Genomic DNA, 22,898 nt, shown 5'->3' on the forward strand with positions numbered 1-22,898 from the left:
GAAAGCCATGGGGCCATCGTGGTGGCAATTTCTGTCCTATACTCTATATGAAACTTATAAAGACTGGCCATCTCGCGGCATAACCGAAAATTAATTCAAATGGATCTCCTCAAGTTGCGACAAGTGAACTTGCCTGCATAAGGTCTCAACCTTTAATCTCAAAAACCGCCCCCACCAGCACCAAGCCATATCTATTCACCACTTGTAACAACATGCCATGGCCATGCTAGCGCTTCTTACTTTAATGGGGTCGCCTTTACCTTTCTCTTTAGCTCTGCAGGCAAGAACTATCCCTTGATCTTCAGTGGTAGTAAGTGGATGAGCTATGTTTTTCTGACATAAAAAAGGGCCACAACCTTTAGGAAGTGACCCTCTTTGAGAGTGATGCTAGAGCCTTAACTTAGCCGAGCTGTTACATTAGCCTTAGCTTTAACTAAGCCGAGCTGCTACATTCGCTTAGCGTTAGCTTGGATGGGGCTGCAGCCATTCTTTGGTTTGGCATAGCATCAAATTGGCAATTTGCCTTTTGCACTAGAACTGCTTGTGAGCAATTTCCTGGCTGATACGCTCGGCAATCATATCTAACTCGCGAGTAATGTTCTCTGTATCTGCAATTAAGGCAGAGTTGTTCTGGCTATTTGCACGCAGATCATCTGATGAAGACTCAATCAGGGAAATAGACTGAGATTGTGATTGAACAGAGCTCTTAAGAGTATTGATGTTCTCGATGAGTTTGCTAGAGATCTGAATGATATCGTTCAAGCTGTTCTGTGTTACACCTGCTAAAGCACGAACTTCATCAGCAACCACAGCAAAGCCACGACCATGAGCACCTGCACGAGCAGCCTCAATAGCAGCATTTAAAGCAAGAAGGTTAGTCTGATCGGCTACGTCTCGAATTGAGGCAACCACATTTTGAATCTTAGCTGCGTTATCTTCAATTTCCTTAGTGCGAATACCAACCTCTTCGTTAGAAGCAGTAATGGTTCGTGTTGCATTAAGTGTATTGTCGATAAGGCGCAGCTGCTCATCAATTGACTTAGCAATAGCACCAACAGAGCTAGTCTGCTGTTGTGACTTCTCGCGCAGTGAGTCAGATAAAGCTCTATCTGCTGCTAATACAGAACTCATGGCATCACCTAAACCGTTGATACCGTCAATGAGCTCCTTGTACATGCCCTGAGCCTGTTCGTTATCGATACGACCACGGAAATCATTGTTCTCAAAGCTGTGGATAAGGTCGGTGACTTGAGAGAGCAGACCATAAACACCAGCAATAGTGTCATTAAGTGAGTGTGTTAAATTAGCTACGTAATCATCCTTCGGCTCATAGCGAATACGAGTATTAAGATTACCAGCACCCACATCATTAATGGTTTCTTGCACTGCATTTATAGACTTGATGTTATCAACAACACCCTCTTCGATCCTCTCGCCCATATCGCACAGGATATCGATAGTCTCGGCAATCTCATCCTTATTATCTGCACGTTTGAATGCAGGAACCTTAGTCTTGCGATCAAAGAAGTCAGCAAATGCCTTAATGTTGTAGGTAAGTAAGGCAAGACGACCGTGGAGCATACGGAAAATGAAGAAGTTAAAGACAAAAATTAAGATAATTGTCAGAATTCCAATTAATGCAGATGCTTTAAGCACCTGGGTAAGAGGAGCTGTAACTTCATCACGAGTGATAAGTCCAATGATGGTCCATCCTAACTCTTTGTCTTTAAGAGCTAAGACCACATATTCAGTGCCATCTTTGGCAGTATAGGTATCGTATGGCAGCCCTTTGTTGATGATATTTTGTACCACAGCGTGTAAGCCCGGCATGATGTCGTCGGTCTTAGCCTCTAAGATGAGCTTAGGATTAGCATGTAACTGCACAGTACCGTCATCAGCCGCACAAATAAAGTGGCCAGTATCACCAAACTTCTGATTACCGATCATAGTAATAAGATCGCTAATGTTGGCACCAGCACCGGTTATACCGATAACCTTACGATTATCGTCAAATACCTTGTAGTTGATATATAAGGCAAGATCGCCAGTTACATCGTCAATATCAGTATTAACCACATAAGTATCACTGCTTTCAATGGTTTCATTGAGCCAGGCATCACGACCATTAAACTGCAGTGGACCTAAATCCTCACCGTTGTAGATATAAATACCTTTTGTGAAAGTGGCTAAGAAAGTAGAGTACAGGCTGAACTCTTTTTTAATAGAGTTAACTTCCTCGCGGTAATCATCCCAAAATGCTGGATCATGATTACTCTTCATCCAATTGATGGTATGTCTAGACAACGCCATAGAACGTGACAGCTGTATGAATGGGTCAATCTCAGAGTGAATGTTCTTGGCAATGAGTTCAACTTTAGCCGGAAGCTGTTCACGCAGAATCTCCTGACGAATCAGTGATACTGAGATCTGATAGAACACAAATGTAATGGCAATGATAGCCACTAGGCTAGACAGGATGCTAGAAATAGCAATGCGTCGGACCAGAGAATTTCTGACCATGATAGCTCCTGATGTTTGCAAGCAGCGCCAAAACACTGCCTAGACGCAATCAACTACATAATGGCACTCATGAAGCTAAGCCTACACTGTTAAGGTGAGGTTTAGAGCAGTCTAGGGAAGTCTTCTATCTCGACGTACACAAGTGTAAGAGACTTATAGATATCAGCTTAAATAAGCTTGATCTCTCAATAGCTACGAGTCTTAGAAGAGTTTGGCAAACTAGTAAAGTATCCACACGCCTAAGTTTGCGTGAGTAAATTCCTTCCATAATCCTTAGTAAAAATACAATCTAGCGCATAGCAAAATTTCTGTGCTAAAGAATAAGGAAACGGTAAAGGTACTTGATTTGATTATGAGCACAGTTAGTAAATGTTTCAGTGAGTTGGGAGCATTAATATTAAGCATGCAAGACAATGAAGTGTATTAAACTGTGTCAAAGAAAATGGAATTATAGGCTTAAGTAACATCAGCAACACTACTAAAAGATGGTTTTGTGATCCTATGTAGCATTAACTAATTAAACTTATCAGTATCTATGATGCAGGCCTCATTTTGAGTCATACTTTGCTCATAAAAAGTGCAAATAGATTGCAGATTTACTGCAAATAGTTGCATAGCGTTGTTCTATCTGTTCGCCAATTAAACTCTTAAGTTCTAAAAGTCAACGTGGTACTAGAAAGAATAATCCTCAAAAAATAGCCATTTCATTATCATTACACATAACCAATACGCTGCTATACCAGTAATTAAGCTTTGTCATCACCAAAAACTCAAGAGTAAAATCCACATCCCATTTTGTTAAATTTAAAATCAGTTTGCGCATTTTTAGGGCGATTTTGGGCTATTGTTTCCAACATCGGTGCAGTGAATGAAAAAGAAGCTCTCTACAATCATTAGTTTCACTTAGATTGCTTCTTTGAATGCTAGTCATGGGCATCTTACAAACGTTATCGCTCAAGAAAAGATTGATTTTTAGATTCGATAGCAGCATTTGCTAGCACAACTGACCACTCTCAAGACTTGTTGTGTGGCGTGTTTTTTCTCTTAGTTCACTGTTATTACGGGAATTTTCTAGGAGCTTTTTGCATGATCAAGCGTACTCTTTTAGCAGCAGCCTTATTTGTCGCAAGCAGCAGCGCCGCTATGGCATTACCAAATGTTGAAGTTTTAGCCACTGGCGGTACCATTGCCGGTGCAGGTCAGTCTGCTACTGACACTGCTTACACTGCTGGTAAGGTTTCTGTAAACCATCTCGTAGCTGCAGTGCCACAGCTTGCAGAAATCGCTAATGTAATCCCTAAACAAGTAGTTCAGATCGGCTCTCAAGACATGACCGATGATGTCTGGTTAACCTTAGTTAAGACCATTAACCAAGACTGCAACAAGGTAGACGGCTTCGTGGTAACACACGGCACCGATACCATGGAAGAAACTGCTTATTTTGTTAATCTAACTGCCAAGTGCGAAAAGCCTATCGTTTTTGTAGGCGCAATGTTGCCATCTACTGGTCTATCAGCTGATGGTCCTAAGAATCTATACAACGCAGTAGTAGTTGCCTCCACTAAAGAGGCAGGCGGGCGCGGTGCCATGGTTGCCATGGATGACAAGATCATTTCTGCTCGCGACGTAATTAAGACCAACACTACCTCTGTTGAAACATTCCAAGGTGCAAACTTTGGCACCATGGGCTACATCTTCAACTCCAAAGTTCACTTTGCTAACACCCCAGACACTCCTCATACCAAGGACACTCCATTTGATGTTAGCAAGCTCGACAAACTGCCTAAGGTTGGCATTGTCTACAACTACTCCAACGTACCAGCAGAGCCACTCAAGGCTTTATTAGATGCAGGTTATGAGGGTATTGTTACTGCCGGTGTTGGTAATGGCAACATCCATAAGAACCTCTTCCCATTACTTGAGAAGGCTGCTAAAGACGGTGTAGCAGTAGTTCGCTCTAGCCGTGTTCCAACAGGCTCAGCTACCAAGGACGCCGAGATCGACGATAAGAAGTACGGCTTTGTTGCTGGTCAGTTCTTAAACCCTCAAAAGGCCCGCGTATTACTGCAGCTTGCCTTAACTAAGACCAAGGATCCAGCAAAGATCCAAGAATACTTTGACAAGTACTAATTAATAAGAGGCATTAGTCAATAACAACTAGTTCTAACTAATGCAGCTTAACCAATTTAGCTTTCTCCATTCAGGCTCAGCCCGCCAGCTGGGCCTTTTTCATGCCCGCCAATCAAGATCGTAGCCATCGCCAAATGTAAAGGTAACTGCTGATGCAACTGCAGATAGACTGCTACGCCACAAGCATGGTGTAAACAAGAAATTTCAGTCAGATGGCTCTTAAACTACGAGGCTAGCGCTAAGCATTTGAAATACATAACAATGCTGATACACATGAGAATATCTAGCCATGTAGAAGAGGATTACTAAGATCAGTAGATGGCCAAAATGCCGTGAAATTAGGCTTTCTTTAGGATCATGACAGATCCTTTTGCTTTTGCTTAGGTGATAGTCTTTCCGCGTGACAAAGATTTTCAATGCATATCACATTTGCTAGGGTATGCTAAATATAACCTTTTTACTATTTGAATAGGCTTGTATCGCTTCGATGCATGCCGATAAACAAGGGCCATCAGCCTTAGGAGCTATCAATGTCTGGATTCGTCAACGAGAGTTTGTTTGTTATCGATATGGATGACACCTCACCGAGCATTCTGCCAATTGGCGAGGTCTTACCTGACGGAATCAAGATTGCTGTAGATCGCGACCGTGGTGAAGAGTTTGCCTTCTACGTAAGTGAAGATGGCCGCTTCGATATCTTAGCTGCTCGTCCTGCATTAGCTGAGCGCTGGGTACAAGAGGGTTACCTGCCAAAGCGTGCTTTGCAGTTACACATCGATGAGACTGGCGAGATCGACTGTTACTTACTCATCAGCCCAAGCTCACACGTCATGATGCGCCTGTCAGATGTTCGTGTTTACGGTAGCTGCTACTACTCTCACGTAGTTGCTGCATGTATGTGGGGTACTCGCCACAAGGATCCATTCATCAACATGCGTGATGGCATTATCTGTGAGCTTTACGGCGTAGTGCTTCCTTGCTACACCAAGACTCCAAAAGTTGCTGACGCATCCTTACTTGCCAATGCTTTACGTGGTCAGTACGATGATGAAGACTTACGCTCTCCTGAGGACTACTCTGATGGCAAGGGTGGTTTAAGCCGTATGACCATCAATGAGCTGCACGCTAAGCACAACATGGCTAAAGATATCATCGAGCCTTACTTCCATGTTGGTGAGTATGTCGATGAGTTTGTACAGACAGCTCCTCACGCTACCATCACTGGTCCATTAGAGCTTAGAAAGGAATATCAGATCTACGGTACTGATACTGACGTTATTCTGCTTGTTATGAGTGAGGCTTGGGCTGAGAAGTTATGCTCTTTAAATCTCCTCATTAAGTCAGACTTTAAGAACGTTCAGCTCGGTCGTGAGATGGTGAAGGTATTAGCTCTCCCTCGTCGTGCTGCTCTTGAGGCTTTTGATAACCGCCACTATGGTATTAGCAGCAAGGAAGTCTACGAGATTGCATTAGCTATCTACCGCGCACGTACTAAGATGCCAGAGGCTTCTTTAAAGGATGCTCTGTACATTCAGCAGCTTGACTTAGTACTGCCAGTTAAGTTTGAGGGTGGCTCTTTGGAAGAAGATGTTGCGCTCATGCGTGAAATTGTTCACGTAGGTCCTTTTGCACAAGGTCCATTCTTAAACGACATCGCAACTACCGCTGTTGCTATCGTTAGCGCAGCTAACGCTAAGTAACCATACTAGATAGCTACTAGAAATCTAAGCAAGAAATGTTACAACTAAGGCCTAGAATATAGGCCTTGTGTCTGTATTTTTTGTCTTATAACAATGTAAAAAGTTCTTAGTGTACTTTTATCATTGACTCTAGTAAGCCATTTACTCTTCAATTGAACGTTGCTATGTGCCTTTGTATCGGGAAATATTTAACTTACATGATGGTGTGACGATGCTGTTAAAGCGCCTTTTCAAACAATTTCCATGCAACTTTGTGTGTTGATTTTGTAAAGAAAAAAGCGCTTTGTGATAATCATTTGCAACAATCAGCTAAGCTCAGTATTTCTCGTACAATTGACGTTATCACATGTAATTGGTCAAAAAGCGCGTATCAGTCATTGAACCACAGTCATATTTACACAAAAGTACATATGATTGAGTCATAAAATGGCCATAAACAAGATGTACACGCTATAATACACCGTCCTAAAAGATGGTTTTAGGCACTTTATGTGAGATGTCTTAGCTTAATGGGCTTAAGTTGCTCATGATGCATATAGCGGCATCAACAATCAGTTTACAAGCTGGTTTTCTGCCTCGTCAGTCACGAAGGGCTTTTAGGCAAGGTGACAGCTATTAGCAGAAAACTTGCAGGCAGCGATGGTTAGCTATTAAGAGCTAACAGGCAAAGCGACTTTAAGACACACGTTGTCTTTGATGCTACAAGTTGTTGTTACAACGCTTGATTTGTCCTGCATGCTGCCACTTGGACGCATGTCCCTCAATCAGACATTTGATTGCACTGAGTCATAAGTTATTAAAACTTGCTCAAGTACTAAACGTCTGATTGTTCACTTACTTTTGTGTTTAGACAGAACTGAACATAACAAGAACAGAGTGTATGTTCTCCAGCATTCAAGCAAGCAATAGTTTGCCCCCTGGAAACTGCAATGCACGGCCTCAGATACAAGACCACAGCAATCTCTTATCAGTCGCTGCCTTACCACTATGTGTACTTTTATACGCCACATTGCTGTAAGTGACGCAAACAATTTGTCTGTATACTCCTGTCAGCTGAAACTTTATCAGCACCCACGGACGTGGCATGGTATGAACCTATAAGATCCACTCCGGGACTGACAGTCATGTTTTAAAGGCTAGTAGGCATGAAAAAAATCGGCTTATTCTACGGCACCTATACCGGCACCACCGGTAACATCGCCAAGCGTATTGCTCAGGAACTCGGTGAGGAATATGTTGATCTGCACAACATCAACACCGACGGCGAAATGATGGGTGAGTACGACTACCTCATCATCGGCACTTCTACTTGGAGTGTTGGTGAACTCCAGGAAGATTGGGATGCTTTCATGCCAAAGCTCGAGGATATGAAGTTCGACGGTAAGATCGTAGCTTTATTTGGTACCGGCGATCAGATCGGCTATCCTGACACTTTCCTCGACGGCATGGGTATGCTCTACGAGACTTTCCAGTTCCGTAACGCTAAGTTCGTAGGCTTCTGGCCAACTCAGGGCTATGATTTTACAAGCCCACTCCCTCTTTATAACCACGATAACTTCGTAGGCTTAGCTCTTGATGAAGACAATCAGCCAGAGCTGACCGACGAGCGTATCAAGAAGTGGTGTGAGCTTATCCGCCCATCCTTCAATCTCGATTAATAAATACTCTTAGCAGCTAGGCCGATTGGCCACTATGCTGTTTTTAAGAAGGGAACATTGCTATCAAAGATACTGACGGCAAGTTCCCTTTTTTCATGCCTAAAGATCACCTGCAGCATTAATCTTTCACGTTTTAGCCTAGTCATAAGTACGCTGAGCTCTGTGTTATGTGCAGTATGCAGGTCTAGACGGATATTAAATGCAAGGTTCTTTACTAAATCTGAACTGAATAACTTGATGAGGCAGGATTGATTGGCACTGCTCGTGCTGGGTGATTAGCTCTTGAATAACGAACTAAATGTGTTATTTGTAGGATTTATGGCTGTTGCATAGATACAACATACAGAGACAAAAAAAGTCATCGATTGATGACTTTCTTTTCGTTTACTGAGATGGTGCGAAAGGAGGGACTCGAACCCTCACACCTCGCGGTACTAACACCTGAAGCTAGCGCGTCTACCAATTCCGCCACTTTCGCATCCAGTAAGATCTTGATTGGCGACCCCGATGAGAATCGAACTCATGACCACCAGCTTCGGAAACTGATACTCTATCCAACTGAGCTACGGGGTCATTTTCATCACCGTGGTGAATCAAGTGATGTGCATTATAGCAAGCCCTTTTTAAATTGCAATATTCGGCCCTCAAAATTTTTCAAGATATTGCATAGCCACCATAATCGGTGCAGCGCCTTGTTATAAATAGGATTATCAAAGACACCACTTAGCTAACTTAGTTTAGTATGCATGGTACTTTTGCGCTTTTCTTAAGGAAGCTATTTGAAAATGTCTAGATATGATAAGAAAGCGCAAGGCTTGATAGGAATGGCGGTTCTTATGCGAAAATCTAGGAATGTGTGAGAATCCTCACAAATATTGATTACTGTACAGTACCGCGTGCGCTAACTCCTATCTAAAACGATAGTATGCGCCCGTTTGACTCTTCATTAAAGCTATAAAAGTTCGGTGCTCCCGTTTGACTCTTCATTAAGCTATAAGAGTTCGGTGCTCCCGTTTGACTCTTCGTTAAAGCTATAAGAGTTCGGTGCTCCCGTTTAACTCTTCGTTAAAGCTATAAGAGTTCGGTGCTCCCGTTTAACTCTTCATTAAAGCTATAAGAGTTCGGTGCTCCCGTTTGACTCTTCATTAAAGCTATAAGAGTTCGATGCATCCGTTTGCCTCTTTGTTGAAGATAAAAGAGACGAGGGATCTCATTAGCCACTACTCTAGCTAAGATTTCTTGCATACAATATGTTCCTAAACATACGGATCGAGCATCTTAATTTGGCAACAGAGTACACTTGTGGTACTGCCTAAACATTAACCAACTACCTAATTAAGGCCGCTAACATGTCACAGAATCTCCCATTTAGCTTTCTTCAATTGCCAGAGGCTGTTCAAAAGGAACAGTTAGAGCGCTTCAAAGGCGTTTGCGCTCTGTATGGCTATGAGGGCTTCTTGCGACTACAGAATGCCCATACCGTAGTGATTGGCAATGGCGGTGTTGGTTCTTGGATTGCTGAATCACTTACTCGTACAGGCGTTGGCTCCATTAGCCTCATCGATTTTGACAATATCGAGCTTAGTAACTCCAATAGACAGCTCCACACTTTAAGCTCTACTATCGGCAAGCAAAAGTCCGAAACTTTAGGTGCGCGTCTTAAAGATATCAATCCTTATCTAAAGCTCGACACTATTGGTGAGCTCATCAGTCGTAACAATGTCAAAAGCATTATGGCCAGAGCTTTAAGATTAGACGAGTCTGTACTTGAAGGCTCTGACACCACAGCACTTAACAAGCTGCTTGATCCAAACGATCTCGCCGCGCAAAAGCTTAAGCAATGCTATGGTGGAGCAGAGTACGCTAAACGCGGTCCAAATCCACATATTCCAGGCAACATCTTTGTAGCCGAGGCTATCGATGACCTATTTGCTAAAGCTGCAGTGGTAGACTACATTCACCGCCTGCAAATCCCGCTGGTGACCTCTGGCGGTGCTGGTGGTCGTATTGATCCATCACGCGTACGTACTGCAGATATCACAGAGGCTCGTGGCGATCAGCTTATCAAGCGCTTAAGAACTGAGTTGCGCAGACACTATGACTATCCAAAGGGTGTAGACGATAACTCTAACGGGGAAAACTCACGTAAGTCTAAAAAGTCAGGTAAGACACCAGATGAGCGTTTTAACATTCTGTGCTCATTCTCTGATGAAAAACCAATGCGTTCTCAAGATCGTTTAGGTTTTGATGCCTCTCCAGAATCATTTGGCCTCATCGACCCACCAGAATTGCCTAAATTCGGTGCTTCTGTAACAGTAACTGCTACCGCAGGTTTATTGATTGCTTCTATTATAATAAGATGGATAGTTGGAGCTCGTGTGTAAGATACGCTTGCTAAAAATGCGGCTCTTAACCATTGAGCGCATTTAAAACTAGCCATTAAATGCGAGCAGCTAGTTAGACTAAAAACTTAGTTACGGTTCTTTAGTTGCCACAAACTTTCATGAGTGCAAAGCCATTGCTATAGGCTTTTTGACAACCATGAGTTGTCTTTAATGCTCTGAACTTTGGTAAACACACTCTGTACTCATTGTCGGGTGCTAATGTAAGGTTGAAAAATGTATAGCGGACCAAAAGATCATAACAATGCCAAAGGGCATAGCAACAAAGGTCACAAAGCCCCGGCTCCTGCCATTGACGATATGGATGAGATCAACTCAGCCATGACAGGCAACTTCGGCATGCATAATCTCATGGTAACTAATTTCCATGATGGCCCATCTGGACCTACTGGTATTGCTGTAACTGATTTTAATGCGCCTAGCCCTCAGGGTGATGGCATGATCTCTAGCACCCATAATCAAGGTTTACCTCCGCTGCGTGGACAAGATAACCTTAGCGATATCACCTTAGCTCCATTAAGCGGCTTTGATCCTATCGACAATACTCCAATCGATACTTCAAACTTTGAAACTTTCGATGAGAGTAAGTTCAATGGTAGTACTACCTCTCACGGCCATAGAAATACTGCGCCTGCTCAAGATCAATTCCAATCACAGATACAAAGTCCAGATGACTTTTTCCCAGCGATCAATGGCGGCAACTCTAACTCTGATCTAAGAGGCCAAAGCAATTTAGATCAGGGCAACTATAGCCTCAATGATTTATCCCCAACTCGTCGTAGCCAGCAAGCTTATGGACAAGGTCGCGGTCAAATAGAGCAAGTCACTGCTGAACAAGCAGCCATGAGCGCGGTCCCATCACGCTTTAGTGCCCCTCAAGAGTCTGTAAGACCTTCAACCTTAGGCTCTTTTAGTGCTTTAGATCCCGATAACAATGGATTTAATGGCAACAATGGCGCACAAGATGGTGTTTTCTCTGAGTCTGATTACTACGAGTCACCTGAGCATGTTTATGAAAGCATGCAGCAAAACTACTTTAAACAAAATCAGCCCCGTGGTGCATTTAAGCCTACCCAAGATCAGCGCTTTGCCAATGAGTATGCATCTCCTGCAACTTGGGCAGTAAGCCAGTCTAATCGCGGCTTTAATGGAGCTGCTCGTTCTAATCAGAACATGAGCAATAATGTCTTTGACTCAGCATCTCAAGCTCATAACTATATCGATGAGAGTAATGCATTTGCTCCTGTAGCAGGTCGCAATGTGTCTGCACATGGCAACACCGGACACATACAACCAATGCGTTCTGACGCTACTGCGCAAAGTGACTTTGATCCTTTTGCCAAGCCATCTTTTGAAGCTCCAGTAAATTCAAATCAAGATCCTTATGCAGATAATGCTCGTCTCTTTGCTGGCAATCGTGGCAAATCAGAAGCTCCGCAATACCTCTCTCCTGGTGTGCACTCCGATCGCGATCCAGAAAATCGCTATGAGCATCTGACCAAAGATCGACCAATTAGTATTGATAAAGAAGAGGTTGAGCGTCGCTCACGTGAGATCTGGGGTGAAAGCTCTGAGCAAAACGTTGCTCAAGAAGCACTAGAGCGTGAAACTCATACCATGATCTATGGTATGGATAACAGCGCCCGCGCAGTTAAGGGGATTAATGAGCGCGATATGGGAGCTCCTTTATCTAGCTTGTCTAGTGAAGCTTCTCCTTTTGTAACTCCTGGTGTACCAATCAACAATGCTATGCAAAATGATGTTGCCCCTGAATCTTCACAAGAGAGTGTGGCCACTTACATCAAAGAAGAGAACCCAATCTACACTGCAGGCATTGAGGGTAATAATCCACGTGAGATGAGATTATTAAATCCAACTGCGCCATCTACCATTATCAATGGTCTATCTTCTGATGAGCACATCAATAATCCTTCAAACGCCACTCCAATTAGTGCCATAGTACAAAAGTCGCTGCTCAATGCAGCTCAGCAAAACGCATCAGCAGGAGCGAATACCAATCCATATGCCAAGGCTTTTGCCGCTTTAAACAAGACAAATGAGAATCATACTAAGATTTCAGGACAATCTTCTGCCATGAATCAACGTCATGACAAGGAGCCTGAAGTATCCACCATGATCTCTCGCGGCACTGCAGCAGTTGCCTCAGGACCTGAGAACTTTGCTAAGGCAAACTACAACACTGCTATTTCTGGCAACAGAGCGGCTGCCTTTAGTCAGAACAACAACCTCTCCAATAAGGCTACTGTACTTACTTTAGGCAATAAGGTAATCGATGATCCTTACTCTAAGTTCAATCAAGCACAGTCTCGTGCCTCTGAGCTTTCAGGCAAGGGCACCTCTTTTAACTTCTCATTTACTAGTACTAGCGGTCGTCCGATGTCTCCATCACAGGCTGCATCAAATCGCTCTGCAGCTATTGGTGTAGGCTCTAGCGCAGGTGATGCAGTGGCATCGGCTTTTGCTCAGGCAGGTCATTCCCATATCGAAGGTAACGGTTCTGCTGCTTTAAATAGGGTAGTTAGTGCTACTGCTCTAGCTAAGGCCGGAAGTGATGTTACTGAGGCAAGTGCCGAGGCTATTTCTAAGGCTGTAAGCTCCCTTGCATCTGAAATCGCTCTTACAGAAAACCAGGCTAAGAGCGGCACTTTATTTGGTGCTAGCACTAAAGATAAGACTGTACTTGGCGATCATACTGGTGCTGCAGTACTTTCAGGCAAGACTAAAGTCGATAGCGACAAAACTTCCGAGTCAGTTAAAGCACTTGGCTCTACTACTGTCGATATCTCAGGCTTTGTTGATCCTTGGCTTACTGATAAAACCCTCCCTGAGAGCAATAAGAGCAAAGACAAGCCAACTTTCTTTGCCGATGATGATAGCTTTAAGCCTAAGCAGAAGACTGAGTTTATGGAGGTCAATCCGCTTGAGGACTTAGCTCCATCACAGCCAGATAGTGAAAGCATTGACATGGAGCTACCAGAGCTTTCCTCTGATAGTCCATTAGAAAGCCTTGACGATATTAAGAAACTACACGAGCTTACTGATCTTGATGATGACGATGATTTCTTAGGAGCCGTGGATCATACTGCAGGCAATAAGAAAGAATCCAAAGAAGAAGGCATCAGAAAACTTAACTTTAACCCACTGGCAACCCCTGTCTCATCTGGTCCTGAGTTTACAATCCGTGATGAAGACATCTTAAAGCCACAAACTGACACCATTGCTCAGGCCGCGTCTAAAGCCAAAGAAGCAGCTCGAGCTAATCTTAAGCATAGTGATCCTAAGGGTGATTTAAGTAACTCTACTAAACTATGGGGCCTTGAAAATGGCGCTGTAGATGCCTTTAGCAAACTTACTCAAGCTGCAGACAAATTAAGCGCTCAACAAGACCATGGCATGAGTGCTGAGGATAAGGATCTGAACGAACGCGAGTTCATGGATTTTGCAGCCTCACAAGGAGATCTTACCTCCTCTTATAACAGTGAAGGTCAAAACAATTATGAGCCGCTGCAGAAGAATCCTGCTATCAACTTGAACAACTACTTACTGCGCTGCCGCAGTGGTATTGGTCAGTGTCTGTACTTAGTACAAAGTGGTCTCTCTTTAGATGTGATTGACGGTTTTAACTTGGGCTATGACGCTTACTTTAAGACCGAAAACCATGCCTATGGCACATACAATCCTTTAAGACCAGCAGGCTCAAGAAGCTATCCAGCACTGATTATCCCTCTGTCAGCTGATAGCTATGTAGCCTATAACATTCAAAGCCTGCCAACTAAAGCAGGCCCTGGTGCAGATGATCCTGTTCACCACTATATTGGCAAGTCTACTGGCTTTAACCTGCAGGTGTTAGATGATACTGAAGCTAACGCTATCTTTATCTGTGCAGGCGAGCTCGATGCACTGTCATTACTAAGCTTAGGCCAGCAAGCTTTAGCTATTGGAACTCCGCTTAACGCTATTCATGTGCTTGAGCACTTACAGCAGCTCTTTAGCTCCGGCAAGTTAGGCTCTAGATCGCAAACCACTTTCTATATCTGCATGCCACAGCAAGAAAAGCAGTGGAAAGATGCCTCAGAGGCGCTACAGGCAGGCATGAGTGCCTTTAACCTCAATGCCCATCCATTAACCTTGCATAACCCATACAAGAGTATCCACCAAGCTTTAGTAGCTGATCGCAATGCGCTGCAAGATAGGCTCAATAAGTTAAGGGAGATCTCTGAGGTTACCTTGCAAGAGGCAGTACATGCAGAAGGCGTACAAGGTTTAGTACTGTCCTTACAGTCTTTGGCTAAACTCGAGCTTTCGGCCATGATGTACACCTTAAGCAGCCCTGCTGCAGCGCTCTCACGCTTAGTTATGGCAAGCCTCATTGAGAATAAGAACCGTTCTATTCTCTATGCAGGTAGCAAGATGCAATGGCAAATGCTCTGCTCTTTACTTAGCTTTACTCCAAATAGCTTTGATAAGAATAGCCATTACTATCGTGCGCGTTTCTTAGAAATGCCTTTAGATTTAAACGCAGACATCATGGATGCAGCTTTAAATCATGGTTTGCAGGCAGCTAGCTTCAATGGTTTAAATAATCCAGTACTCATGGTGGATACTTTTGCTTATGACAACGATCTGTGCGCTAAGCTTTCCCCTCGCTTAGCTCAGCTCTCTGTCGAGTTTAATACTTCAATCATGGTCTGGTGCTCACAAGAGCAAAGAAGCATCTTTGAGGGTAACTCCTTGCAGACTATCGAGATGACGCAAGGTAATGAAAACGAAATCGTCTTCACTACTTTAGATAGCTCTTGCCGTACCCATGTGTTTTCGACTATTTCAGGCTAGCAGAAAACTAAAATAGTCCAAAGCACGAAACCATCTTCCAAAGGCATTGCATAGCAATGCCTTTGTGCTTTATAGCAACTAACAAGCTCCAATCTCGGCAACACTTAAAGCTTGACGGTACTCTATCAAACACATTAAAACCTGATAGCGCTTTATCAAACGACTTACAGCCTGAAGGCACTTTATCAAATGATTTAAAGCCTGATAGCGCTTTATCAAACACATTAAATCGCAAAAGCGCATCAGGCCATGGGCTGTAAAGCTCATAAACAGTAAGTGTTAAGACTTGTTTTTTACTTTAAAGAGGAGCACGCCATTAAGTTGATACAATGGCGCCTTAAGTTTTTGGTTCAATGATATTTTTTGTAGGCCTAATTTTAAGATCATAACCTTGCCTTGGTATGTGGCTATCTACAGCTAGAGCTAAGATCTTAGTTTTACTACCTTAGGCAGACTTATTTGGTAAATGGAGCGGTCGCGTGATTAAACTAAATGCAGCACAAAGTGAAGCCGTAACCTACACTTCAGGTCCATGTTTAGTGCTTGCCGGTGCAGGCTCTGGTAAAACCAGAGTTATTATCACCAAGATCGCCTACCTGCTGCGTAACTCTCTGGCGCAAGCCTCTGAGATCTTAGCGGTGACCTTTACCAACAAGGCCGCTGCTGAAATGCGTGAGCGCATCTCGCTTGAGGTTGATGAACAAACCGCTAAAGCGCTGACTATCTCTACCTTCCACTCTTTAGGACGTATTATCCTAAAAGAACAAGCTGCGCTCCTTAAACTTGGCCGTAACTTCTCTATCTTTGATGATGCTGATTCCTTTAAGGTCATAAAGCAGATCATCTCTAACGACTTTCCGAATTTAAAAGATGGCAATTCTAATGAATACATTAGCCAGATTTGCCACAAGATCTCAATGTGGAAAGGTGAGCTTAAAACCCCAAAAGCGGTAGCTAAAGATCCACATGCCGATGTGATTACTACTGAGATCTATAGAAAGTATGCCGAGTATTTACGTGCCTGCAATGCCGTTGATTTTGACGATCTCATCTTTATTCCTACACGACTACTCTTGCTGCGTGAAGATGTTCGTGAGTATTACCAAAAGCGTTTTCGCTACATCTTAGTGGACGAGTATCAAGATACTAACCACACACAGTACTACCTGCTCATGTGTTTAGTGGCAGGCACGCAACGCTTTACTGTAGTGGGCGATGATGATCAGTCTATCTATTCTTGGCGTGGTGCACGACCTGAAAACATCAAAAAGCTTACTGAAGACTTTCCTGAGTTAAAGGTTATTAAGCTTGAGCAAAACTACCGCTCAACCTCACGTATCTTGCGCTGCGCAAACTCGATTATTGCTAACAATCCTCACCTTTTTGAAAAGACTTTATTCTCAGGTCTTAGTGAGGGTGAAAAGATCAAAGTAGTCACCTGTGACGACAACGATCATGCTTGTGATTACGTGGCTGCAGAGATCTTAGGCCAGCATTTTGATAAGAAAAACTCATGGGCACACTATGCCATTCTCTATCGCTCAAACTCTCAGGCACGCGATATGGAAAAGGCACTCTTAAGTGCTCATATTCCATGCAAGATCACTGGTGATACTGGTTTCTTTGCGCGTATGGAAGTTAAAGACATCATGGCCTGGTGCCGCGTGCTAGCTAACCCTCGTGATGATGCAGCACTACTGCGCGTTATCAACATTCCACAAAGAGGTATCGGTGCACAGACCATCAAAGCCATGACTGATCTGTCACATAAGTTTAATCGCTGCCTCTATGACTGTGCATGCTCAGTAGAGCTTCAGCAAATGCTCAACAAAACGCAGCAAGATGCTATGGCAGGCTTCTTAGGTCTGCTTGTGGGCCTAAGACGCAAGCTCAATGAGCGCGATGATCTGTACGTGTGCCAAAACCTCATTGAAACCATTGGCTATGTTCGCTATCTCAAAGCCGACAACTCGCCAAACGCTCTTGAATGGAAGATGAAGAATGTTCAGACGCTCATGAGCTGGGTTGAAGAGCTCGTTGAGGGCAAAAAAGGTGACAAACTTTCTTTTGCCGATGCAGTAGAGCGCCTTGGACTTCGCGAGATGATGGATAAGCGTACCGATGAAGATGGCGATAATGCTGTACAAATGATGACCTTGCACGCCTCTAAGGGACTAGAGTTTCCTTATGTGTTTCTCATCGGTATGGAAGAAGGCCTATTGCCGCACCGTACCTCTATTGATGAGAACAATATTGAAGAGGAACGACGCCTTGCCTATGTGGGCGTTACTCGAGCGCAAAAGGAATTGACCTTAGTGCGTTGTCGTCAACGTAAACATGGTGGCGGCATGATTCAACCAGAGCCGTCGCGCTTTATCTTTGAGATGCCGGAGCAAGACATTTGCTACATCAACCAATCTGAAGGCGCAGAACAAGATAGTTCTACCAATCTTAAAGATATTGGCCGTGCTATTGCCATGCTCAAAGATTCCCTGACAGATGAGCAAGCTAAACGTCTTGAGAGCGAACGTGCGCAAGCGGCAAAGGAAGCTCTCATGGATGAAGATCGCTCTCAGGCTGAAAAAGATGGCCTTACACCAAAAGCCTACTAAATAGCGATCTTATACTTTCCCTGAGCTAAGCTTGCCAAACCCATCTAAGATAACTGTACTATTGTCATAGTAATACGAGCCTAGTGGCGCAGATTTTAGCTATCACGTGAAACATAAGGACTTTCATGCCAAGCTTACAATGGCTGCAACAATACCAAAAGATTAAGCACCAACTAGACTGCTCTTACGATCTAGAAGAGCAGTTTAGAAAAGATAAGATCGGATCTATGGAAGTTAAGCATTTAGATATAGGCATGCTTAACTGTCCTAGTGGAAAGCTTATCGCATGCGATCCCATGACATCACTTATGGACGCACCTGCACTGCTGCAGACGATTGAAAGGGGCCTATACAAAGTCAAAGTGTGCGTAGTGCCTACCAAAAGATATGGCGATCGCTATTCTTGCGTAAAACTTGAGATCACCGATGAGATACCGGTGCGCTACGAGCTGGGTGTTACAGGCATTGAAGATCTTGAGTGCGATCTTGATGATGATCTTTTGGAAAATGAGGTCTTTGGCTTTGGCGTTGATACAGCTACAGCCTGCCTTTGCGATGTACAAGCTCAATTAGACTTTCAACAATATTGGACCAAACACGTAGCAGAGAAACAAGATCATGAACCTTATGAGTATCACTTTAGCGCTCTCATGGCACAAAATGCAAAAGCTCATCCCCTCTATCAAACCTCATTAGGCGACTGGCTTAACTACACCATACCCCATAGCTCATTTAACATCACCATGTTTACTACAGGCTTTGGCGATGGCTGCTACCCTGTCTACTTTGGCTACAATGCTAAAGATCAAATCTGTGCTGTATATATCTCATTCTTTGATATACAAGAGTGCTTTGATTAGACCAACTGCCCCAAGCTTTTTCACTTGTTCTCATACTTCTTAAGGGCTGAGGCGTGTAGGTACGAGATAGCTCTATGATTGAATACATTAAACTCTATTGGTCAGATGCAAGCACTGACGATCCATGCATCATCTTATATGAAGTGAATACAGACAATGATCGCCTTGCCATGCGCTCTATCGATATCTTTGCAGATGGCACTAGCACTAACATAGATGATCTCTACGCCACAGCCATAGAAATCACCCCTATTCCGACGGTCGAAGAGCTAAACCGCCATGAATGGGGTGAAAATTTTAAAGCTGAACTCATTGATAAAGACGAATTTGAAGCGATCTGGGATAAACAACTCCCATGCATCTACTCACGCAAATCTAGTACACATCACATTAGCTAATGCCCCATAGTTCCTTTTATTTATACTCAGATACAATCATCTAAGATCTCACAACATATTTATGCATGTGATAATGACTATTTATGGGGATTTGCCATGCCGCTTAAGTACAAGTGTGAAGAGTGCGGAACGCCACTAGGCTATGAAGGCCTCTGTTGGCGCTGCAAAACACAAAAAGAACGCGCTGAAATTCTATCTTGGACAAAGAATAAGATTGCTAAGACACAAGAGCACTTAGAGCAAAACATCGAAAAGCTCGATAACTACGATAATCCAGAAAATGCCATGTTCTGGGACTTACTAGGCTGCCATGATGCAATCACATCAAACATGCAACGCCTAGCTGCTCAAAAAGAAGTCTATGATGAAGAAGCCTTATATTACAAAGCTCCAGCTGATGTTAGAGATATGCTTATAAATGCTCTTAAACAAACTGAGAGCTCTAATGAGGCATCAGAACTGATGTGCTGTCTAGCCATGCAAGGTGACGATAGGGCACTTGAGACCCTCTTAGATTTAGAACTTAATCCTAGGCCGTGGCGAAAGTCTTTGTATGTTGATCCATCTTCGTATGCCCAATGCGGTGGCTGGACCTTTAACAAAGATGGTACAAGAGAAGTTCTCAACTTCGATACTGCCTATGCGATGGTCAAAGCTGAAGATGATAACTCATCTTCTCCTGTCAGCATTGGTCGTATTCGTGAAGATAAATGCCCTCATTGTGGTGGCCATCTTGTCGATATACTCGTTTTAGATGGCACCGATGAACGCCTTAAATATTTAGGTATTAATGGCGCCTTCACTGCTACTTGCTGCCCAAATTGCGTGGGCTTCTATACAGGCCCTGGCTTTAGTCGTTATAACCTGGACGGCACTTCTGAGTTAATTCCATCTAAGCTGTTTGATGGAGCAGAGTCTATGGAATGCTATATCAGTGAAGAAGACTATCAGGAGTTGTCGCATAATAATTTAGTACTCTCTAAGCAGAGCGTACCTCTCTTCTACGGTCAACAATGGACGGATGTAGCCACTATTGGCGGTTTTGTAAACTGGGTACAAGACTGGGAATACACCGTATGCCCCGAATGTGGCAAGACTATGAAGCTCATTGGCCAAGTTCCATGGGATAGCGTGTTCGATTGCGCTGAAGGTACTTTATATATTGAGTTCTGCCCTGATTGCCAGATTGTCTCAATGATCCATCAGCAAACTTAAGATCATACGCCTACCTTAATACTCAACCTTCTATCACCCCTCTAAGCAGCTTGTCATCAAGCTGCTCATGAAGAGCAATGCATAAATCTACTGTCTTTGCTCAACACAACAACCTTCGTGTCTATAAGCTGCGCTTTTGTAAGTTGTACGTGCCTCGACAATACATTTTTCATTACCACTAGCTGGGTAACAAACTTACATTAAGGCTTATTTTTCTACTTAGAGGCTATAAAAACGCACCGTTCTTGTGCTGTTTGTGACTGTGTTTCAGATCTGTGATCTAAAGTCATAACTAATAATTATGGATAGCCCCTGCAGTTACTGACGCCCAAAGTCGCTAAAAGATGCTGTTTAATCGTGTTTATCGAGAAAGATTGCATCTCATGATGAGCGTATTTTACTTGTCACTTTGCTGTTTTAACGTCTTGCACATTTTTGTCATCTACACCCTAAAAGCGGTATTATTATCTAAGTGAACAATTAACAAGCATCACAACAACTACAAGGAGATGTCATGCTTAAGAACGTCAACCCTACCAAGACTCAGGCTTGGAAAGACCTTTTAGCTCACTTCAATGAGACCAAGGGTCGTACCTTAAAAGATCTGTTTGCCTCTGACTCAAAGCGCTTTGATGAGTTTTCATTAAGTGTGGGCAATGGCGATATCGTAGCTGATTACTCCAAGAACCTGATTGACGAGAAGACCATGTCTTTACTCGTTAACCTTGCTAATGAGTGCGGTCTTAAAGAAGACATTGAAGCCATGTTCCGTGGCGACAAGATCAACTGCACTGAAGATCGCAGCGTACTTCACACTGCTCTGCGTAACTTCTCTGGCAAGCCAGTTTTAGTTGATGGTAAGGACGTAATGCCTGATGTACAGGCTGTTCTTGCCAAGATGAAAGGCTTTTGTGAGCGTGTTATTTCTGGTGAGTGGAAAGGCTACACAGGTAAGGCTATTACCGACATCGTAAATATCGGTATCGGTGGTTCTGATCTTGGCCCTTGCATGATTACAGAGGCCTTAACTCCATATCACAACCACTTAAAGACCAACTTTGTATCTAACATCGACGGTACTCAAATCGCTGAGACCTTAAAGAAAGTAGATCCAGAGACCACCTTATTCTTAATCGCCTCTAAGACCTTCACCACTCTTGAGACCATGACTAATGCTCACACTGCACGTGATTGGTTCTTAAAGAGCGCAGGTGACATCAAGCACGTAGCTAAGCACTTTGTGGCCTTATCTACTAATGCTAAGGGTGTATCTGAGTTCGGTATCGACACTGACAACATGTTCGAGTTCTGGGACTGGGTTGGCGGTCGTTACTCCTCATGGTCTGCAATTGGCTTATCCATCGCTTTAAGCTGTGGCTACGACAACTTCGAGCAGCTCTTAAAGGGCGGCTTTGAGATGGACGAGCACTTTGCAAGCGCTGAGTTTGACAAGAACCTGCCTGTTATCCTCGCCTTAATTGGTATTTGGTATAACAACTTCTACGGTTTTGCTACTGAGGCTATCTTGCCATACGATCAGTACATGTATCGCTTCCCTGCTTACTTCCAGCAAGGCAACATGGAGTCTAACGGTAAGAGTGTAGATCGTGATGGCAATGCAGTTGACTATGAGACTGGTCCTATCATTTGGGGTGAGCCAGGCACTAACGGTCAGCACGCTTTCTACCAGCTCATTCACCAGGGCACTAAGGTAATTCCTTGCGATTTCATCGCTCCAGCACGTACCCACAACCCTCTTGGTGATCACCACGTTAAGCTCTTATCCAACTTCTTTGCTCAGACTGAGGCTTTAGCTTTTGGTAAGACCAAAGAGCAAGTTGAGCAAGAGTTCTTAGCTAAGGGCAAGACTTTAGAGCAAGTTAAAGACATTGTTCCATTTAAGGTCTTTGAGGGTAACCGTCCAACCAACTCTTTATTAGTTAAAGAGATCACTCCACGTACCTTAGGTATGCTCATCGCTATGTACGAGCACAAGATCTTCGTACAAGGCGCTATTTGGAACATCTTCTCATTCGATCAATGGGGTGTTGAGCTTGGCAAGCAGCTGGCTTTAAAGATCATCCCTGAGCTTGAGAACGATGAGGTTATCTCCTCTCACGATAGCTCCACCAATGGCCTTATCAACGCTTACAAGAAGCTCAAATAATAAGCTATCTTCTTAGTACAACAAATACTACAAAAGCCTAGAACATTAATCATTTGATGCTCTAGGCATATAAAAAAGCCCAGTGCTCCGATGAACACTGGGCTTTTTTTTGTTTTGGTGCGGACAACATACGCTCAGTATACTTACGCACTGTATCTGTACGATATTTGGGGGGTATTAAAATAAAACTGGCATAACTATTATGAACCGCATGTTTATCAGTTTTTTGGAAACATGCACATGAATAGACTAAAACAAGCCAGACTGCATCATATGCAAGAAGGTCTCTCTTGGAGGGGGCTATGATCATCCCTCAAGACTGCCTCATCTATATGGTGAATACCCCGATATCAGCCCGCTATGGCATACCAACTATGTTCGA

General features: G+C 43.5%; 11 protein-coding genes and 2 tRNA genes. 10 read left to right on the forward strand and 3 right to left on the reverse strand.

The window, feature by feature from the left end:
• Window positions 1–531: 531 nt before the first annotated feature.
• Window positions 532–2,520, reverse strand: coding sequence for a methyl-accepting chemotaxis protein (locus RDO37_RS04980; protein WP_308498324.1), 1,989 nt, complete (start codon window positions 2,518–2,520; stop codon window positions 532–534).
• Between the two features lie 1,086 nt (window positions 2,521–3,606).
• On the opposite strand from RDO37_RS04980, the gene ansB reads away from it, so the two are divergent.
• From ansB to RDO37_RS04995, 3 genes are all read left to right on the forward strand, one after another.
• Window positions 3,607–4,650, forward strand: a complete 1,044-nt coding sequence (ansB, locus tag RDO37_RS04985) for an L-asparaginase 2 (RefSeq protein ID WP_027940170.1) — start codon at window positions 3,607–3,609, stop codon at window positions 4,648–4,650.
• A gap of 530 nt (window positions 4,651–5,180) precedes the next feature.
• Window positions 5,181–6,350, forward strand: coding sequence for a hypothetical protein (locus RDO37_RS04990; RefSeq protein ID WP_308498325.1), 1,170 nt, complete (start codon window positions 5,181–5,183; stop codon window positions 6,348–6,350).
• 1,145 nt (window positions 6,351–7,495) lie between these two features.
• A complete protein-coding gene (locus tag RDO37_RS04995) occupies window positions 7,496–8,008 on the forward strand; it encodes a flavodoxin (protein WP_027940172.1) in 513 nt (170 codons plus the stop codon).
• A gap of 393 nt (window positions 8,009–8,401) precedes the next feature.
• Here RDO37_RS04995 and RDO37_RS05000 read toward each other — a convergent pair.
• Both RDO37_RS05000 and RDO37_RS05005 read right to left on the reverse strand, forming a co-directional pair.
• Window positions 8,402–8,486 (reverse strand) — tRNA-Leu (locus tag RDO37_RS05000).
• 18 nt (window positions 8,487–8,504) lie between these two features.
• Window positions 8,505–8,581: transfer RNA gene (locus tag RDO37_RS05005), tRNA-Arg, on the reverse strand.
• Window positions 8,582–9,357: 776 nt separating this feature from the next.
• Between RDO37_RS05005 and RDO37_RS05010 the strand changes: the two genes are divergently transcribed.
• The 7 genes from RDO37_RS05010 (at window position 9,358) to pgi (ending at window position 22,516) form a co-directional block, all read left to right on the forward strand.
• Entirely contained in the window at window positions 9,358–10,392 is a 1,035-nt protein-coding gene (locus RDO37_RS05010; protein ID WP_308498326.1) for a tRNA threonylcarbamoyladenosine dehydratase, read from the forward strand.
• Between the two features lie 234 nt (window positions 10,393–10,626).
• Window positions 10,627–15,264 carry a hypothetical protein gene (locus RDO37_RS05015; RefSeq protein WP_308498327.1) on the forward strand — a complete coding sequence of 1,546 codons (4,638 nt, stop codon included), beginning with the start codon at window positions 10,627–10,629 and terminating at the stop codon, window positions 15,262–15,264.
• Window positions 15,265–15,743: 479 nt separating this feature from the next.
• Window positions 15,744–17,876, forward strand: a complete 2,133-nt coding sequence (locus RDO37_RS05020; protein ID WP_308498328.1) for a UvrD-helicase domain-containing protein — start codon at window positions 15,744–15,746, stop codon at window positions 17,874–17,876.
• Between the two features lie 254 nt (window positions 17,877–18,130).
• On the forward strand, window positions 18,131–18,736 hold the full coding sequence (locus RDO37_RS05025; RefSeq protein ID WP_308498332.1) for a DUF4241 domain-containing protein: 606 nt from the start codon (window positions 18,131–18,133) through the stop codon (window positions 18,734–18,736).
• Window positions 18,737–18,810: 74 nt separating this feature from the next.
• Window positions 18,811–19,134: a hypothetical protein gene (locus RDO37_RS05030; protein WP_308498329.1), complete on the forward strand. Its 324-nt coding sequence runs from the start codon at window positions 18,811–18,813 to the stop codon at window positions 19,132–19,134.
• A 96-nt stretch (window positions 19,135–19,230) separates the two neighbouring features.
• Window positions 19,231–20,349: a hypothetical protein gene (locus RDO37_RS05035; RefSeq protein ID WP_308498330.1), complete on the forward strand. Its 1,119-nt coding sequence runs from the start codon at window positions 19,231–19,233 to the stop codon at window positions 20,347–20,349.
• A 514-nt stretch (window positions 20,350–20,863) separates the two neighbouring features.
• A complete protein-coding gene (pgi, locus tag RDO37_RS05040; protein ID WP_308498331.1) occupies window positions 20,864–22,516 on the forward strand; it encodes a glucose-6-phosphate isomerase in 1,653 nt (550 codons plus the stop codon).
• The last annotated feature ends 382 nt before the right edge of the window (window positions 22,517–22,898 follow it).

The sequence above is a fragment of the uncultured Anaerobiospirillum sp. genome, assembly GCF_902485895.1.
Lineage (GTDB): Bacteria > Pseudomonadota > Gammaproteobacteria > Enterobacterales > Succinivibrionaceae > Anaerobiospirillum > Anaerobiospirillum succiniciproducens.